We start from the raw sequence: 17,656 nt of genomic DNA, 5'->3' as shown, positions 1-17,656 counted from the left end.
GATCACAAGTGCGCCGCGCCGTCTGTCCCGGGTCGTTCGACCCGATCACCAACGGACACCTCGACATCATCGCCCGGGCCTCCCGTCTCTACGACGAGGTCTACGTCGCGGTGATGATCAACAAGTCCAAGAAGGGCCTGTTCGAGATCGAGGAGCGGATCGAGCTGATCCGCCAGGTCACCGCCGAGTACGCCAACGTCCGGGTGGAGGCGTTCCACGGCCTCCTCGTCGACTTCTGCAAGCAGCGCGACATCCCCGCCATCGTCAAGGGCCTGCGGGCCGTCAGCGATTTCGACTACGAACTGCAGATGGCGCAGATGAACAACGGGCTCACCGGCGTGGAGACGCTGTTCGTGCCCACCAACCCCACCTACAGCTTCCTCTCCTCCTCCCTCGTCAAGGAGGTCGCGGCCTGGGGCGGCGACGTCTCCCACCTGGTGCCGGCCGAGGTCCTGGAGGCGCTGAACAAGCGCCTCGCCAAGGGATGATGGGGCTACAGTCGTCCCGTCCGTCTCCAACCCGGCTGTAGAGAGTGGCGAGCACAGGTGGACGTGCAGAAGAAGCTCGACGAGATCGTCTCGGCGGTCTCCAGTGCCCGGGCCATGCCCATGTCGGCGTCGTGCGTGATCAACCGCGCCGAGCTGCTCGCGATGCTCGACGAGGTGCGCCAGGCGCTGCCCGGCTCCCTGGCCCAGGCCCAGGAGCTGATCGGCGACCGTGAGCAGATGGTCGAGCAGGCACGGCTGGAGGCCGAGCGGATCATCGAGAACGCGCACGCCGAGCGCGGATCGCTGATCTCCGACACCGAGATCGCCCGCCGTTCCCAGGCCGAGGCCGACCGGATCCTCGCCGAGGCCCGCAAGGAGGCCGAGGAGATCCGCGCCGAGGCCGACGACTACGTCGACTCCAAGCTCGCCAACTTCGAGGTCGTGCTCACCAAGACCCTCGGCTCCGTCGGACGGGGCCGTGAAAAGCTCCTCGGCACCGGCCCGGGCCTGGACGAGAACGGGTACGAGGACGAGGACGCCCCCGAGCGCAGCCAGGACCCGGAGACCCTGCGCCACAACGCCGACGCCTACGTGGACGCCAAGCTCGGCGCCTTCGAGGCGGTCCTCGCCAAGACCCTGGAGGCCGTCGGCCGGGGCCGGCAGAAGCTGCACGGGCGGATCGCCACGGACGACCTCGGCGCCCTCGCCGACGACACCACGACCTTCCAGCACTCCAGCGACGCCGACTACCTCGCCGACCTCGCGGCCCTCGCGGACAGCGACCGCGCGGCACAGCGGCAGCCCGAGCCGCCCCAGCCGTCGTACGAGCCGCAGCCGGCCTACGGCTACGAGCAGCAGCCGGACCCGTACGCGGGCTTCCCGCAGCAGCCGGAGTACGCCCCGCAGCAGGACCCGTACGGCTACCAGCAGGCCGATCCGTACTCCGCCGCCTCCGGCTACGCCCCGGCGGGAGGCGACCCCTTCCAGGGCTACGACGCCCGGCAGAGCGGCTACGACCCCCAGCAGGACCCGCACCCGCACCAGGCCCAGCAGCAGGCGCCCCATCAGGACCAGCAGGGTTACGCCCTCGACGAGACCAGCCTCTTCGACACGAGCATGATCAGCGCGGAGCAGCTCAGGGCGTACGAGCAGGGCCGGGGGCTGTAGCCCGGGGCGGATTGGGCGCTGAGCGAAAGGTCCAGTATCCTGGCTGTTCGGTCGCGCGTATGTCCGCGATCACCGCTGCCCGGAACACCGACGGGTGGCGTCCCTTCGAGTTCGAAGACCGAAAGCAGGAATGGCTCCCAACGCCCGCCTCGACCACCGCAACCCCCTCGTGTTCGACACGCGCGAGCTGGGTCGGCGTCCTGGCGCGTTGCAGCGCCTGACCCGCGAGATCGACGCTCCCCGGGATCTCGGTATCCAGGGAGTCATCGGAGTGCCGGAAGGCACCCCGGTGGAACTCGAACTCCGTCTCGAGTCGGTCATGGAAGGTGTGCTTGTCACAGGCACCGCCCGTGCAACGGCCGAGGGGGAGTGCGTAAGGTGTCTTGAGCCGGTCGAGCTTGAGCTCGAAGCGGACTTCCAGGAACTGTTCTCGTACCCTGACGCCGACGACCGGGGCCGTGTGATCGCGGAACCGGGCGACGACGCCGAGGACGACGAGGACAGGTTCTTCCTCGAGGACGGCCTGTTCGACCTCGAACCCGTGCTGCGCGATGCGGTGGTGCTCGCACTGCCGATGCAGCCGGTGTGCCAGGACGACTGCCCGGGCCTGTGTTCCGAGTGCGGAGCACGGCTCGCGGACGACCCGGACCACCACCATGACGCCGTCGACATCCGTTGGGCGGCTTTGCAGGGACTCGCCGGTTCGACGACGGACGGCGAGAAGGACGAGATGAGCGGCGCCGAAGCGGGCGTCGACGAGAAGCAGGAGAAGTAGCCGTGGCTGTTCCGAAGCGGAAGATGTCGCGCAGCAACACGCGCCACCGCCGGTCGCAGTGGAAGGCTGCGGTCCCCACCCTGGTTGCGTGCGAGCGCTGCCACGAGCCCAAGCAGCAGCACATCGCGTGCCCGTCTTGCGGCACCTACAACAAGCGCCAGGTCCTCGAAGTCTGAGCGGGCTGGTGAGAGGCACTGTGTCCACACCGAAGAAAACCTCTGCGGACAACCAGGCCTCGTCCCACACGCTTCTGGAAGGGCGGCTCGGCTACCAGGTCGAGTCCGCCCTTCTGGTGCGAGCGCTGACCCACCGTTCCTACGCGTACGAGAACGGCGGTCTGCCGACGAACGAGCGCCTGGAGTTCCTCGGGGACTCCGTGCTGGGCCTCGTCGTCACGGACACGCTGTACCGCACCCACCCCGACCTGCCCGAAGGCCAGCTGGCCAAGCTGCGGGCCGCGGTGGTCAACTCGCGTGCGTTGGCGGAGGTCGGCCGCGGCCTCGACCTGGGCGCCTTCATCCGGCTCGGCCGGGGTGAAGAGGGCACGGGCGGCAGGGACAAGGCATCCATTCTCGCCGACACCCTCGAAGCGGTGATCGGCGCGGTCTATCTCGACCAGGGCCTCGACGCGGCCTCCGAACTGGTGCACCGCCTGTTCGACCCGCTGATCGAGAAGTCCTCCAACCTCGGTGCCGGCCTGGACTGGAAGACGTCCCTCCAGGAGCTCACCGCGATCGAGGGGCTCGGCGTGCCCGAGTACCTGGTCACGGAGACCGGCCCCGACCACGAGAAGACCTTCACTGCTGCCGCCCGCGTCGGGGGCGTCTCGTACGGCACCGGCACCGGCCGCAGCAAGAAGGAGGCGGAGCAGCAGGCCGCCGAGTCCGCCTGGCGGGCCATCCGGGCCGCCGCGGACGAGCGGGCCAAGGTGGCCAAGGAGCCCATCAAGGAGACGGCCGACGAGGCCGTCAGGGGCAGCCAGGCCGCCAGGGACGACGACGCGTCGTCCGCCACCGCCTGACCGGAACTGAACGGCACCACCCGAGCGCCCGCCCCGCCTCCCGCGGGCCGGGCGCTCGGCCGTTGCGCGACGGCTTCGACGTGGGGCACCGGCCCGGTGGGCCGGCCGGGTGCCGGGATACCCTGCCCTCAGCTCTTCCGCAGTCGCCCGAAGGAGTGCCGTGCCCGAGTTGCCCGAGGTCGAAGTCGTCCGCCGGGGCCTGGAGCGCTGGGTCGCTCACCGGACCGTCGCCGAGACCGAGGTGCTGCACCCGCGAGCCGTACGCCGGCATGTCGCCGGGCCCGACGACTTCGCGCACCGGCTCAAGGGCCACCACGTCGGCACGCCCCGGCGGCGCGGCAAGTACCTGTGGCTGCCGCTGGAGGAGACGAACCAGTCCGTCCTCGCCCACCTCGGCATGAGCGGCCAGCTGCTGGTCCAGCCGCACGACGCGGCGGACGAGAAGCACCTGCGCGTCCGCGTGCGGTTCGCCGACTCCCTCGGCACCGAGCTCCGTTTCGTCGACCAGCGCACCTTCGGCGGGCTGTCGTTGCACGACAACACCCCCGACGGCCTGCCCGACGTCATCGCGCACATCGCACGCGACCCACTCGACCCGCTCTTCGACGACGAGGCCTTCCACCAGGCGCTGCGCCGCAAGCGGACCACCATCAAGCGGGCCCTGCTGGACCAGTCGCTGATCAGCGGCGTCGGCAACATCTACGCGGACGAGGCGCTGTGGCGCGCCCGCGTCCACTACGAACGCCCCACGGCGAACTTCACCCGCCCGCTCACGGCGGAACTCCTCGGTCACATCCGCGACGTGATGAACGCGGCCCTCGCCGTCGGCGGCACCAGCTTCGACAGCCTGTACGTCAACGTCAACGGCGAGTCGGGCTACTTCGACCGCTCCCTGGACGCCTACGGCCGGGAGAACGAGCCCTGTCGCCGCTGCGGCACCCCCATCCGCCGGCGCCCCTGGATGAACCGGTCCAGCTACTTCTGCCCCAGGTGTCAGAGGGCGCCGCGCGTCTCGTCGTAACGCGCGCGGGACGCGAGGACGTCGTCCATCGCGCCCTCCACACAGTGGATGAGCGCCAGCAGCCGCTCGGCGACCTGCCGTCCCAGGGCCGTCAGCTCGTAGTCCACGCGCGGCGGGTTCGTCGGCTGGGCCTCGCGGTGCACCAAGCCGTCGCGTTCCAGCGCGTGCAGCGTCTGGGACAGCATCTTCTCGCTCACCCCGTCCACACGCCGGCGCAGTTCGTTGAAGCGCAGCGGACCCTCGTACAGCGCGCCGAGCGTCAGTCCGCCCCAGCGGCCGGTGACGTGCTCCAGCGTGCCCCGTGACGGGCACGCCTTGGCGAAGACGTTGTACGCGAGGTCCTCGTGGTCCTGGGTGGTGACGGTCATACCGGCAAGAGTACGCCCGCACAGCGCTCTCCACCAGGTTGCACTAACTTCTGGTTAGTGCTTTCCTTTGGTTATTGCTCACGAGCTGCTCACTTCTTTGAGCTGCCGCGTAACGCTGCCCCTTTCGAGGAGTCCCCATGACCACCCCCGTCGTCTCCATCGCCTACCACTCCGGCTACGGCCACACCGCCGTCCTCGCCGAGGCCGTCCGCGCCGGCGCCCTGGACGCCGGTGCCGAGGTCCACCTGGTCAAGGTGGACGGGATCACCGACGAGCAGTGGGAGACGCTGGACCGCTCCGACGTGATCATCTTCGGCTCGCCCACCTACATGGGCACCGCTTCCGGCGCCTTCCACGTCTTCGCCGAGGCGACCTCCAGCCGCTGGTCCGGCCAGGACTGGAAGGACAAGCTGGCCGCCGGCTTCACCAACTCCGCCTCCAAGAGCGGCGACAAGCTGCACACCCTGCAGTTCTTCCAGACGCTCGCCGCCCAGCACGGCATGCACTGGGTCAACCTCGGCCTGCTCCCGGGCTGGAACAGCAGCACCGCGTCCGAGAACGACCTCAACCGCCTCGGCTTCTTCGCCGGCGCCGCCGCCCAGAGCAACAACGACCAGGGCCCCGAGGGCGTCCACAAGGCCGACCTGGCCACCGCCGAACACCTGGGGCGCCGGGTGACGGAGACGGCGAGGATCTTCACCCGCGGACGCGTCGCCGCGTAGCGCCTCCCGCGGCGCGGCGGGCTCGGCTCAGTAACCGAAGTCCTGCGTCCACCACGGTCCGCCGGGGCCGAAGTGGACGCCGACACCGAGGGTCTTGAAGCCGCAGTTCAGGATGTTGGCGCGGTCGCCGGGGCTGTTCATCCAGGCCGCCGTCACGGCCGCGGCGCCGGCCTGGCCGCGGGCGATGTTCTCGCCGCCGAGACCGGTGACGCCGGCCGCCGCCGCCCGGTCCCACGGCGTCCTGCCGTCCGGGTCGGTGTGGCTGAAGTAGCCGCGCGCCACCATGTCGTCACTGAAGACCTCGGCCAGATTCGTCAGCGAGGAGTTCGCCGCCAGCGGGCTGCACCCGACCTTCGCCCGCTCGTCGTTGACGAGCTTCAGCACCTGCGCCTCGGCGACGGCCTCCCGCGACACCGTCACCGGCGCGGAAGTCCGCGTCGGAGCCGTGGTGGGCGTGGGCGACGGGGTGGCCTTCGGGGCCGCGGGTCGCGGCGGTGCGCTCGGCTTGGCCGGCGCGGGGGGCGCCGGCGGCTTGTGCGGCGCGGGCCGCTTGGCCGGCGATGAGGGGGTGCTCCTCGGCGCCGTCCTGGTCGGAGCCGGCTTCGCGGTCGCCGTCTTCGAGGGGTTGCTCGTGCGAGGGGGCGTTGCCGTCTTCGAGGGGTTGCTCGTCCGGGAGGGCGTTGCCGTCTTCGAGGGGTTGCTCGTCCGGGAGGGCGTTGCCGTCTTCGAGGGGTTGCTCGTGCGAGGGGGCGTTGCCGTCTTCGAAGGGCTCTTCGGCGTCCCCGGCCCCGCCGTCTTCCCCGGCCCCGCCGTCTTCCCCGGAGCCGCTGTCCTCGCCGGGGCCGCGGTCTTCGAGGGGGCCTTCGGCTTCGAGGGGGCCGCGGTCCTGGAGGGAACCTCCGGCTTCGAGGGGGCCTTCGGCTGCGCGGCAGGCGGGGCCGTGGGGCGCGAGGCCGAGGGGGAGCGCGTGGGGGAGGAGTGCGTGGAGGAGGCGCGCGGGGCGGACGACGACGGTGACGGCGACGGACTCGTGGACCCGCCGGCGCGCGCGCCCTCCCCGCTGCCGGACGGGCCGGCGGACACCTCCGCGCGGCCCGACGTGCCGCCCTGCTCGCCGGCCGTGTTGCTGGGGGCGGCAGCGGTCCGCACCCGGTCCCCGCCGGAGGCGTGCGTACTGCCGCCGAGCTGGTACTGCTCCAAGCCCGGTATGGAACCCGTGGCCACCGCGATCGCGCCGAGGCCGACGACCAGGGACGCGCCGAGCAGACCCGCGCGCACCGGCCGGCCGAGCCCGTTCCACCGCCGGTGCTCACCGGACGGACCGCCGGACGGGGTGAGACCGCCGCTCGCGGAGCCGGCGCCGCCGGACCCGGAGCCCTGCGCCGGCACGCCCGGCCCCGGCCCGTCGTCCGTCGCGAACAGGTACTCCCGGGCCTTGGCCGTGGCGTCGGCGTAGGCCTCCGGGTTCAGGTAGGGCGCGATGCCCATCGGCACCCGCCGTTCCCCCGCGGACGGGTGCTCGGTGCCGTCGCCCCCGGATCCCGGGTGCTGCGTGTGGTCGGTCCCTGTGGCGTGGCCCGTGGCGGCGCGGCCGGCGGCGGAGCGTCGGTGGCGTCCCATGTCCCTGCCCTCTTCCTCGTGCCTGCGGTTGACCGGCGCCTGCACGGCGCGTGAGTCCCGGCGAGCGACTCGTGGCGAGCGGCTCCCTCTGGCCAACCAAATCACTCGATCAAGTGATTTTCATATGAAATGCATCGGGTTCGGACGGTACCCCATGCCGCTCGGGGACGGTGTGTCCCGGCCTACACGGGCCGGTTAGGTTGCACCCATGAGCGAGGAAGTACGACTGATCGCCTGGGTGCGTGGACACGTGCAGGGCGTGGGATTCCGCTGGTTCACGCGCGCCAAGGCGCTGGAGATCGGCGGGCTGAGTGGTTTTGCTCTCAATCTGGCCGACGGCCGGGTCCAGGTGGTCGCGGAGGGGCCGCGGGAGGGCTGCGAGGGGCTCCTGGACTGGCTCCAGGGCAGCGACACGCCCGGGCGTGTGGACGGTGTCACCGAGATCTGGGACACACCGCGGGGCGGCTACGACGGCTTCGCCATCCGCTGATCCGGAGCGGCTCCGGCCCGCTCGCCGGCGCGTGGCAAGCTGCCGGGGGCACATGCGGAGACGGAAACGCCCTGGTGGTTGCCAAGACGGGCGTGGCGTGGCAGGCTCCGCACTTACTGCTGGTCGCCACGCCCTGAGGGCCCGGAGGAGTCGCAGCGCCGCCGCTTCACCGGCCGCGCGCCCCGGTTCGCCCGCCAATACAGGGCGTGATCGTGTTGACCGTCAAACTTTTTGGTGAGACGCTGAAAGCCCCGCGCACCTTAGCTGTTTGGCATGGAGCAACACCAGAGCAACACCCGGATGTGCCAAGCACCACGGGTGCGAATCCCTCACGACCCACACCGCATCGGTCGGTCACTCAGTGTGGAGGACCATCCATCATGGCAAAGGCGCTTCTCGGTTACGTCGGCGGCTCCGACCCTCGACTCCTCGCCGAGATGCGACGGCTTCAGCAGCGAGTCCAGGACCTGGAGTCCGAGCTCGGACGGATCCAGGCGGAGAACGAAGCGCTGACGGCCGCCGCCTCTCAGGACAGGATCATGGAGAGCATCGACGCACACCAGGCGGAGCCTGCGCTCACCTGATCGCTGCATCGCTCCACGACAGCAGTCGCAACGATCGGGCTGCCCGTATCAACCGCTCAGTTGATCGGACGGCTGAGATCCAGCCGTCAGAGTTGCAAGGGACGCTTCGGCGTCCCTTCGTTCTTTCCCCCGCCTTCCCCCGACGGCCACCTCTTGGCCCGCGCATCCTTTCACGCTCTTCAACATCTGGTGTGCCCTGCATGGTCACGAGCGAAACCGCGCGGTCGCGAGGGTTCATGGAGTGAGATGGCGGCGCCGGGTAGAGTCCAGCGGCGTGCACCTCAAGGCCCTGACCCTCCGCGGGTTCAAGTCGTTCGCCTCGGCGACCACGCTCCGGTTCGAACCGGGCATCACGTGTGTCGTCGGACCGAACGGCTCGGGCAAGTCCAACGTCGTGGACGCGCTCAGCTGGGTCATGGGCGAACAGGGCGCCAAGTCGCTGCGCGGCGGCAAGATGGAGGACGTCATCTTCGCCGGCACCACCGGCCGCCCGCCGCTCGGCCGCGCCGAGGTGTCCCTGACCATCGACAACTCCGACGGCGCGCTGCCCATCGAGTACGCCGAGGTCACCATCACGCGGATCATGTTCCGCAACGGCGGCAGCGAGTACCAGATCAACGGCGACACCTGCCGCCTGCTGGACATCCAGGAACTCCTCTCCGACTCCGGCATCGGCCGCGAGATGCACGTCATCGTCGGCCAGGGCCAGCTCGACTCCGTCCTGCACGCCGACCCCATGGGCCGCCGCGCCTTCATCGAGGAGGCGGCCGGGGTCCTCAAGCACCGCAAGCGCAAGGAGAAGGCGCTCCGCAAGCTGGACGCGATGCAGGCCAACCTCGCACGCGTGCAGGACCTGACGGACGAGCTGCGGCGCCAGCTCAAGCCCCTCGGCCGGCAGGCCGCCGTCGCCCGCAGGGCCGCCGTCATCCAGGCCGACCTCCGCGACGCCCGCCTGCGCCTCCTCGCCGACGACCTCGTCCGGCTGCGCGAAGCCCTCAGGGCCGAGATCGCCGACGAGGCCGCCCTGAAGGAGCGCAAGGAGACCGCCGAGGAGGAACTGAGGAAGGCCCTCCACCGCGAGGCCCTGCTGGAGGACGAGGTACGCCGGCTCACCCCGCGCCTGCAGCGCGCCCAGCAGACCTGGTACGAGCTGTCCCAGCTGGCCGAACGCGTGCGCGGCACGATCTCGCTGGCCGACGCCCGGGTCAAGAGCGCCACCTCCGCGCCCCCGGACGAGCGGCGCGGCCGGGACCCGGAGGACCTGGAGCGCGAGGCCGCCCGCATCCGTGAGCAGGAGGCCGAGCTGGAGGCCGCCCTCGAAGCCGCTCAGCACGCACTGGACGACACGGTCGCCCACCGCGCCGAACTGGAGCGCGAACTGGCGGTCGAGGAACGCCGGCTGAAGGACGTCGCCCGTGCCATCGCTGACCGCCGCGAAGGGCTGGCGCGTCTGTCCGGGCAGGTCAACGCGGCCCGCTCGCGCGCGGCGTCCGCACAGGCCGAGATCGACCGGCTGGCCGCGGCCCGCGACGAGGCCCAGGAACGCGCCGTCCGCGCCCAGGAGGAGTACGAGGCCCTCCAGGCCGAGGTCGACGGACTTGACGCCGGCGACACCGACCTGGCCGAACAGCACGAGACGGCCAGACGGCGGCTGGCGGAGGCCGAGGCCGCCCTGGCCACGGCCCGTGAGGCACTGACCGCCGCCGAGCGCGGCCGTGCCGCGACCCAGGCCCGCCACGAGGCGCTGGCGCTGGGCCTGCGCCGCAAGGACGGCACCGGCATACTGCTCGGCGCCCGGGACCGCCTCACCGGACTCCTCGGCCCCGCGGCGGAGCTGCTGGCGATCACACCGGGCTACGAGATCCCGCTGGCGTCGGCCCTCGGCACAGCGGCGGACGCCCTCGCCGTGACGACCCCCGCGGCAGCGGCCGAGGCCATCAACCTCCTGCGCAAACAGGACGGCGGCCGAGCGGCCTTCCTCCTGGCGGGAGCCCCGGAGCAGGCTCCCGCCAGGGACGCGGGGAACGGCGCGAGCCACCATGACGAACCGGCACCCGACCACGGCGGGCCGGCCCTCGCAGGGAACCCCGAGCCCAGCCGCGAGCGACCCGCACCCGGCCGGCGACCCACCGGCACCCTCGCCACCCGCTTCGCCGCCGACCTCGTCCGCGGACCCGCCGAGCTGATGCCCGCCGTCCGCCGCCTCCTGGCCGGCATCGTCGTGGTCGACACCCTCGACGACGCCGAGGCCCTGGTCCACGCACACCCGGAGCTGACCGCCGTCACCGCCGAGGGCGACCTCCTCGGCGCCCACTTCGCCCACGGCGGATCGGCGGGCGCGCCCAGCCTGCTGGAGGTGCAGGCGTCCGTCGACGAGGCCGCGGCCGAGCTGGCCGAGCTTGAGGTGCGCTGCCGGGAGCTGGCCGAGGCCCAGAGGGCCGCGGCCGGGCACCGCGAGCGGGCCGCGGCCCTCGTGGAGGAGCTCGCGGAGCGCCGCCGCACCGCAGACCGCGAGAAGTCGGCCGTGGCCCAGCAGCTCGGCCGGCTCGCCGGGCAGGCGCGCGGCGCCGCCGGGGAGGCCGAGCGGTCGGCCGCGGCGGCGGCCCGCGCGCAGGAGGCGCTGGAGAAGGCCGTACAGGAGGCCGAGGAACTGGCCGAGCGGCTCGCCGTGGCCGAGGAGATGCCGGTGGAGGAGGAGCCGGACACCTCGGTGCGCGACCGGCTCGCCGCCGACGGGGCCAACGCGCGGCAGACCGAGATGGAGGCCCGCCTCCAGGTCCGTACGCACGAGGAGCGGGTCAAGGGGCTCGCCGGACGCGCCGACTCGCTCGACCGGGCGGCCCGCGCCGAACGCGAGGCACGCGCGCGTGCCGAGCAGCGCCGGGCCCGGCTGCGGCACGAGGCGGAGGTCGCGGAAGCCGTCGCCTCCGGGGCCCGGCAGTTGCTCGCGCACGTCGAGGTGTCCCTCGCCCGGGCGGAGCAGGAGCGTTCCGCCGCCGAGGCCGCCAAGGCGCGGGGCGAGCAGGAGCTGGCCGCCGCCCGTACGGCGGGTCGTGAACTGAAGGCCGAACTCGACAAGTTGACGGATTCAGTTCACCGGGGCGAGGTACTCGGTGCGGAGAAGCGGCTGCGCATCGAGCAGCTGGAGACCAAGGCGCTGGAGGAGCTGGGTGTCGAGCCGGAGGGTCTGGTGGCGGAGTACGGGCCGCGCCAGCTCGTGCCGCCCTCGCCCCCCGCCGACGGCGAGCAGCTGCCCGAGGACCCGGAGCACCCGCGCAACCAGCCGCGCCCCTTCGTGCGGGCCGAGCAGGAGAAGCGGCTCAGGGCGGCCGAGCGGGCGTACCAGCAGCTGGGCAAGGTCAACCCGCTGGCGCTGGAGGAGTTCGCGGCGCTCGAGGAGCGGCACAAGTTCCTCAGCGAGCAGCTGGAGGACCTGAAGAAGACCCGCGCCGACCTGCTCCAGGTGGTGAAGGAGGTCGACGAGCGTGTCGAGCAGGTCTTCACCGAGGCCTACCGGGACACCGCCCGGGAGTTCGAGGGGGTCTTCGGCCGCCTCTTCCCCGGCGGCGAGGGCCGGCTGATCCTGACGGACCCCGACAACATGCTCACCACGGGCGTAGACGTCGAGGCGCGCCCGCCGGGCAAGAAGGTCAAGCGGCTCTCCCTGCTGTCGGGCGGCGAGCGTTCCCTGACGGCCGTCGCGCTGCTGGTGTCGATCTTCAAGGCCCGGCCGAGCCCCTTCTACGTCATGGACGAGGTCGAGGCCGCGCTGGACGACACCAACCTCCAGCGGCTGATCCGGATCATGCAGGAGTTGCAGGAGACCTCGCAGCTGATCGTGATCACGCACCAGAAGCGCACGATGGAGGTGGCCGACGCGCTCTACGGCGTCTCCATGCAGGGTGACGGTGTCTCGAAGGTCATCTCCCAGCGCCTCCGGTAGCCGACCTTTCAAGATCAACTGACTCTGCGTTCAAGAATTGAACACAGAGGGCATCGGCATATCTGAAAAGTCACAGCTGTTGAACTATTGACTTCGAAACTTGAAGGCATAGTCTCTGCAACGTTGCTTTTACCTTCAGGTCCTACCTAGAAGGGCTCGCCCCCACCCGCGGCAGCGCTGCCGTGGCCCGAGGAGTTACACGTGACCAGCACAGCGCAGGCACCTCAGTCAGGAGCCGGGACGGCTCACCCCGATCATCTCGGGCACGTCATCTTCATCGCGGCGGCTGCCGCCATGGGCGGCTTCCTCTTCGGCTACGACAGCTCCGTCATCAACGGCGCCGTCGAGGCCATCCGCGACCGTTACGACGTCGGGTCCGCCGCCCTCGCCCAGGTCATCGCGATCGCCCTGATCGGCTGTGCCATCGGCGCCGCCACCGCCGGCCGCATCGCCGACCGCATCGGCCGCATCCGCTGCATGCAGATAGCCGCCGTCCTCTTCACCATCAGCGCCGTCGGCTCCGCGCTGCCCTTCGCGCTGTGGGACCTCGCCTTCTGGCGCATCGTCGGCGGCTTCGCCATCGGCATGGCCTCCGTCATCGGCCCGGCCTACATCGCCGAGGTCGCCCCGCCCGCCTACCGCGGCCGGCTCGGCTCCTTCCAGCAGGCCGCGATCGTCGTCGGCATCGCCATCTCGCAGCTGGTCAACTGGGGCCTGCTCAACGCCGCCGGCGGCGACCAGCGCGGCAAGCTGATGGGCCTGGAGGCCTGGCAGGTCATGCTCGGCGTGATGGTCGTCCCGGCCGTCCTCTACGGCCTGCTGTCCTTCGCGATCCCCGAGTCCCCGCGCTTCCTGCTCTCCGTCGGCAAGCGTGAGCGCGCCAAGGAGATCCTCGCCGAGGTCGAGGGCAAGGACGTCGACCTGAACGCCCGCGTCGCCGAGATCGAGCACGCGATGAAGAGCGAGCACAAGTCCACGTTCAAGGACCTGCTCGGCGGCGGTTTCTTCTTCAAGCCGATCGTCTGGATCGGTATCGGCCTGTCGGTCTTCCAGCAGTTCGTCGGCATCAACGTCGCGTTCTACTACTCCTCGACGCTGTGGCAGTCGGTCGGCGTCGACCCGACGGACTCGTTCTTCTACTCCTTCACGACGTCGATCATCAACATCATCGGCACCGTGATCGCGATGATCTTCGTGGACCGCGTCGGCCGCAAGCCGCTCGCCCTCATCGGCTCGATCGGCATGGTCGTCGGCCTGGCCCTGGAGGCCTGGGCGTTCAGCTCCCACCTGGTCGACGGCAAGCTGCCGAGCACCCAGGGCTGGGTCGCCCTGATCGCCGCCCACGTGTTCGTCCTCTTCTTCGCCCTCTCCTGGGGCGTGGTCGTCTGGGTCTTCCTCGGCGAGATGTTCCCGAACAGGATCCGTGCCGCCGCCCTGGGCGTGGCCGCCGCCGCGCAGTGGATCGCCAACTGGGCCATCACCGCGAGCTTCCCGTCGCTGGCCGACTGGAACCTCTCCGGCACCTACGTGATCTACACCGTCTTCGCCGCGCTCTCCATCCCGTTCGTCCTGAAGTTCGTCAAGGAGACGAAGGGCAAGTCCCTGGAGGAGATGGGCTGAGCCTCGTAGCGAGGCGCCCCGAACTCGGGGAGAAGGGCCAAGTCCCCGCTGCCCCTCTCCTCGAACCGTCCGCCGCCCCCGGCCCGGCCACTGCCCGGACCGGGGGCGGCGGTGTCGTACGGCCGGACGGCCCGGCTCGGTCCGCCGGCGCCGGAAGGACCCGCCGCGCGAACAGCCGGAGGCTGCGCCGGCCCTCGTCCGCCGGCGTGCCGCCCGCCGGCGAATGCGGCACCAGACCCCGCGAGCCCGGCGTGATCCAAACGAGAGGCCCTAGCGGACCCCGCCCGACTGCCAGGAGGTGTACGTCCGCGCCTCGCTCGGGAAGTGCCCGCCGTACTCGGCCTCGGCCCACCTCCGGTCCGGGTCCCCGGCGAGGTGCGGCAGCGGGGTCTGGGCCGCCGGGATCATGGTCCGGCCCCCGGTGCCGTACTCGGTGAGCTTCCCCTCGTAGTGCGTCTCCAGCTCGGCGGGTGCGCGCTCGGGAAGAAGGGCAGGCCCCGCCGGCCGGCAGCGGCGGGTGCGGGTCGGTGTACGGCCATCTCTCCGCCGGCCGCAGCGGGCCGATGTCCGCCGACACCGTCACCGGGATCCGACGGGTCGCTCCGAACACCGCGCCCGCGAAGCCGAACGGCGCCGGCAGCCAGTCGTCGTCGGCCGCCGTGGTGCTCCTCGGTCCGCACGGGACCAGCACCGGGCGTGGAGGGCCGTGGGACCGGCGCCGGGCGCGACGAGATGGAAACGGACGACCGCGGCGGGTATGGGAAGGTCCCCCTCCGGTGCGCTGCGGTGGAGGGGGACCTTGGCTGCCGTCAGGTGTCCGAGGCCGGGGAGACAGGGGTGCGGGACGGCCGGACCCGTGCCCAGGGGCCCTCGTTCGGGCGTGGCCGGGCGGGCTGCCGGGCGAGTGCGCCGCCCAGCATGAGGGCGGTCTGCCCGGGGAGGGTGCGGGGCCCGCCGGGCGGGGGAGCGCACCGTCCGGCTCAGGCGCCTCGGACGCCGACGGTCTCCCGCTCCCGGGCCGGCTCGGCAGTCCCGGCCGGGCGGGCCGTCGCCGGCTTCGGCAGCACCAGGTACAGCCCGCCGGAGATCACGATCGTCGCGACCCAGCCGAGGCCGTACTCGCCGATCACGTTGTTCCTCGCGAGCGGGCCGGTGAACCAGTCCAAGGTGGTGAACATCAGGCCCGACACCAGGCCGACCGCCCAGGCGGCCACGGCCGCGGGGGAGAAGCCGCCCCGGTACCAGTAGGCGCTGGTGCGGGTGGTGTCGGCCATGGCCCGGCCGTCGTACTCCGTGCGGCGGAACATGTCCGCGCCGAACACGCCGACCCAGGCCGAGAAGGCGACGGCCAGCAGCGACAGGAAGGCGATGAACGAGCCCATGAAGCTCGTCGCCACCAGCATCAGCACCCCGCCGAAGACCAGCGAGATCACGGCGTTGACGGAGACCGCCCAGTGCCGCGGCACCTTGAAGCCCAGGGTCTGCGCGGTGAAGCCCGCCGAGTACATCGACATCGAGTTGATCAGCAGCATGCCGATCAGCGCGATGAACAGGTACGGCACGGCGATCCAGGTCGGCAGGATCTCGCCGAGGAAGGACACCGGGTCGCTCGCCGAGGCCAGGTCCGGCGTGCCGACGGCCATCACCGCGCCCATCAGGACCATGGGCAGCACGACGACACCGGCGCCGCCCACCGCCGTACCCACGATCGCCCTCGAGGACGCCGTGCGCGGCAGGTAGCGGGTGAAGTCCGGCGCCGACGGGATCCAGCTGACGCCACCGGCCGCGATCATGCCGATGCCGGTGATCACCGCGGCCGTGGAGCCGGCGCTGTGGTCCATCACCCTCGACCAGTTGGTGTTCGCCACCAGATAGGCCAGGACCAGCACCGAGAAGACGCCGAAGAGGTAGGTCGCGTACTTGTTGCACCGCTGCACGGCGTTGATGCCCAGCCCGGAGATCGCGAAGGTCGCGACGACGAACACCAGCAGCGTCACCATGTCCAGCACGCTGTTCGCCCTGACGCCGAACAGGATGTCCAGGATGGTGAGCATCGCGTAGGCGCCGGTCACCGCGTTGATCGTCTCCCAGCCCCAGCGCGCGACCCAGATCAGCGAACCGGGCAGCAGGTTGCCGCGCTGCCCGAAGACCGCCCGCGACAGCGCCATGCCGGGCGCGCCGCCCCGTTTGCCCGCGACGCCGATCAGCCCCACGAGGCCGTACGACACGACCGGTGCCGCCACCGCGACGACCAGCGCCTGCCAGATGTTCAGGTGGTACGCGACGACCAGGCTCGCGCCCATCGTCAGCAGCAGCACGCTGATGTTCGCGCCGACCCAGGTGGGGAACAGTTCCCGGGTCTTCGCCGTGCGCTCGTGGTCGGGGACCTGTTCGATACCGCGCGTTTCGAGAGCGCCTTCGGTCTCGACGGTTTTCGTCATGAAAGAGGTGCCAGACGTGGGGGGACAGGGACGAGGGGACTCTACGCGCGTCAACAGCGCGCCCACCATCGTACTTTGCTCCCACTCCCATCGATACGTGGCCTTTGTCTCTCGGAGGAAGCCACAAACGGGGTTCGCGGACACCCCATGGCCGATACTGGACGCGTTATGGAAACCGTCATCCTTGCTGTAGTCATCGCCGTGGTCGTGCTCGGCGCGCTCGGCGGGCTGATCGTGGGCAGCCGGCGCCGGAAGCCGCTGCCCCCGCCGCCCCCCAAAGCGCCCGACATCACCGCGCCCCCGGCCGAGCCGCACGTCGGCGACGAGGCCGAGACGCCGCGCGACGAACCGCGCCGGACGATCGAGGAGGTGGATCTTCCCGGCGGCCCCGCACCGGTCGTCGTCGAGGAGCCTCCCGTGGTCGAGGCTCCCGGGATCGAGATCCCGGAGCCCACGGCAGGCCGGCTGGTCCGCCTGCGCACCCGCCTGTCCCGCTCGCAGAACGCCCTCGGCAAGGGCCTTCTCACGCTGCTCTCCCGCGAGCACCTGGACGAGGACACCTGGGAGGAGGTCGAGGACACGCTGCTCACCGCCGACGTCGGCGTGCAGCCCACCCAGGAACTGGTCGAGCGCCTGCGCGAACGCGTCCGGGTGCTCGGCACCCGCACCCCCGAGGAGCTGCGGGTCCTGCTCCGCGAGGAGCTGCTCAAGCTGATCGGCACCGACGTCGACCGCACGGTCAGGACCGAGCCCGAGGACCGCAAGCCGGGCATCGTGATGGTCGTCGGCGTCAACGGCACCGGCAAGACCACCACCACGGGCAAGCTCGCCCGTGTGCTGGTCGCCGACGGCCGCACCGTCGTGCTCGGCGCCGCCGACACCTTCCGCGCCGCCGCCGCCGACCAGCTCCAGACGTGGGGCGAGCGCGTCGGCGCCTACACCGTGCGCGGCCCCGAGGCCGGCGACCCCGCCTCCGTCGCCTTCGACGCGGTCAAGGAGGGCAAGGAGATGGGGGTCGACGTCGTCCTCATCGACACCGCCGGCCGCCTGCACACCAAGACCGGCCTCATGGACGAGCTGGGCAAGGTCAAGCGCGTGGTCGAGAAGCACGCGCCGCTGGACGAGGTGCTGCTCGTCCTGGACGCCACCACCGGCCAGAACGGCCTGGTGCAGGCCCGTGTGTTCGCCGAGGTCGTGGACATCACCGGCATCGTGCTGACCAAGCTGGACGGTACGGCCAAGGGCGGCATCGTCGTCGCGGTCCAGCGCGAGCTGGGCGTTCCGGTCAAGCTGGTCGGGCTCGGCGAGGGCGCGGACGATCTCGCGCCGTTCGAGCCGGAGGCGTTCGTGGACGCGCTCATCGGAGAGTGAACCACCCGCGGACACCGACAGGTGG

General features: G+C 71.3%; 15 protein-coding genes and 1 pseudogene. 12 read left to right on the top strand and 4 right to left on the bottom strand.

The window, feature by feature from the left end; genetic code table 11:
* Positions 1-8: 8 nt before the first annotated feature.
* The 6 genes from coaD to mutM all read left to right on the top strand — a co-directional run bounded on the left by coaD (position 9) and on the right by mutM (position 4,472).
* Positions 9-488, top strand: coding sequence for a pantetheine-phosphate adenylyltransferase (gene coaD / locus LG395_RS29275; protein WP_212768390.1), 480 nt, complete (start codon positions 9-11; stop codon positions 486-488).
* Positions 489-545: 57 nt separating this feature from the next.
* Positions 546-1,655, top strand: a complete 1,110-nt coding sequence (locus LG395_RS29270; protein ID WP_225811769.1) for a F0F1 ATP synthase subunit B — start codon at positions 546-548, stop codon at positions 1,653-1,655.
* A gap of 130 nt (positions 1,656-1,785) precedes the next feature.
* A complete protein-coding gene (locus LG395_RS29265) occupies positions 1,786-2,430 on the top strand; it encodes a YceD family protein (protein ID WP_225811768.1) in 645 nt (214 codons plus the stop codon).
* Between the two features lie 2 nt (positions 2,431-2,432).
* Positions 2,433-2,606, top strand: a complete 174-nt coding sequence (gene rpmF, locus LG395_RS29260; RefSeq protein ID WP_003951102.1) for a 50S ribosomal protein L32 — start codon at positions 2,433-2,435, stop codon at positions 2,604-2,606.
* A gap of 20 nt (positions 2,607-2,626) precedes the next feature.
* Positions 2,627-3,451 (top strand): ribonuclease III, encoded by an 825-nt coding sequence (gene rnc / locus LG395_RS29255; protein ID WP_225811767.1) that lies wholly within the window; start codon positions 2,627-2,629, stop codon positions 3,449-3,451.
* A 160-nt stretch (positions 3,452-3,611) separates the two neighbouring features.
* Complete coding sequence (gene mutM / locus LG395_RS29250) at positions 3,612-4,472, top strand: bifunctional DNA-formamidopyrimidine glycosylase/DNA-(apurinic or apyrimidinic site) lyase (protein WP_171152459.1); 861 nt, start codon at positions 3,612-3,614, stop codon at positions 4,470-4,472.
* Here the strand turns inward: mutM and LG395_RS29245 are convergent.
* Positions 4,445-4,840: a winged helix-turn-helix transcriptional regulator gene (locus LG395_RS29245; protein ID WP_171152458.1), complete on the bottom strand. Its 396-nt coding sequence runs from the start codon at positions 4,838-4,840 to the stop codon at positions 4,445-4,447. The two genes, mutM and LG395_RS29245, sit on opposite strands and share 28 nt — an antisense overlap.
* 137 nt (positions 4,841-4,977) lie before the next feature.
* Between LG395_RS29245 and LG395_RS29240 the strand changes: the two genes are divergently transcribed.
* On the top strand, positions 4,978-5,562 hold the full coding sequence (locus LG395_RS29240; RefSeq protein ID WP_225811766.1) for a flavodoxin family protein: 585 nt from the start codon (positions 4,978-4,980) through the stop codon (positions 5,560-5,562).
* Positions 5,563-5,589: 27 nt separating this feature from the next.
* Here the strand turns inward: LG395_RS29240 and LG395_RS41925 are convergent, their stop codons facing one another.
* Positions 5,590-7,227 (bottom strand): CAP domain-containing protein, encoded by a 1,638-nt coding sequence (locus LG395_RS41925; protein ID WP_443743013.1) that lies wholly within the window; start codon positions 7,225-7,227, stop codon positions 5,590-5,592.
* 163 nt (positions 7,228-7,390) lie between these two features.
* Between LG395_RS41925 and LG395_RS29225 the strand changes: the two genes are divergently transcribed.
* The 4 genes from LG395_RS29225 to LG395_RS29210 all read left to right on the top strand — a co-directional run bounded on the left by LG395_RS29225 (position 7,391) and on the right by LG395_RS29210 (position 13,819).
* A complete protein-coding gene (locus tag LG395_RS29225; RefSeq protein WP_171152453.1) occupies positions 7,391-7,672 on the top strand; it encodes an acylphosphatase in 282 nt (93 codons plus the stop codon).
* A 380-nt stretch (positions 7,673-8,052) separates the two neighbouring features.
* Complete coding sequence (locus LG395_RS29220; RefSeq protein WP_030346494.1) at positions 8,053-8,256, top strand: hypothetical protein; 204 nt, start codon at positions 8,053-8,055, stop codon at positions 8,254-8,256.
* Positions 8,257-8,530: 274 nt separating this feature from the next.
* On the top strand, positions 8,531-12,199 hold the full coding sequence (locus LG395_RS29215) for an SMC hinge domain-related protein (RefSeq protein WP_225811763.1): 3,669 nt from the start codon (positions 8,531-8,533) through the stop codon (positions 12,197-12,199).
* A gap of 201 nt (positions 12,200-12,400) precedes the next feature.
* Complete coding sequence (locus LG395_RS29210; RefSeq protein ID WP_171152450.1) at positions 12,401-13,819, top strand: sugar porter family MFS transporter; 1,419 nt, start codon at positions 12,401-12,403, stop codon at positions 13,817-13,819.
* A 148-nt stretch (positions 13,820-13,967) separates the two neighbouring features.
* Here LG395_RS29210 and LG395_RS41730 read toward each other — a convergent pair.
* Positions 13,968-14,578, bottom strand: a pseudogene (locus LG395_RS41730) (hypothetical protein); the annotation flags it as partial.
* 221 nt (positions 14,579-14,799) lie between these two features.
* Positions 14,800-16,260, bottom strand: a complete 1,461-nt coding sequence (locus LG395_RS29200; protein WP_225811761.1) for a cytosine permease — start codon at positions 16,258-16,260, stop codon at positions 14,800-14,802.
* A gap of 168 nt (positions 16,261-16,428) precedes the next feature.
* Here LG395_RS29200 and ftsY point away from each other — a divergent pair, with 168 nt between their 5' ends.
* Entirely contained in the window at positions 16,429-17,631 is a 1,203-nt protein-coding gene (gene ftsY, locus LG395_RS29195; protein ID WP_171152446.1) for a signal recognition particle-docking protein FtsY, read from the top strand.
* Positions 17,632-17,656: the final 25 nt, after the last annotated feature.

It is taken from the genome of Streptomyces spinosus, from assembly GCF_020400655.1.
GTDB lineage: Bacteria > Actinomycetota > Actinomycetes > Streptomycetales > Streptomycetaceae > Streptomyces > Streptomyces argyrophylli.
Note: the sequence above shows the minus strand (reverse complement) of the source record. Positions and strands in the feature narration are given on the sequence as shown.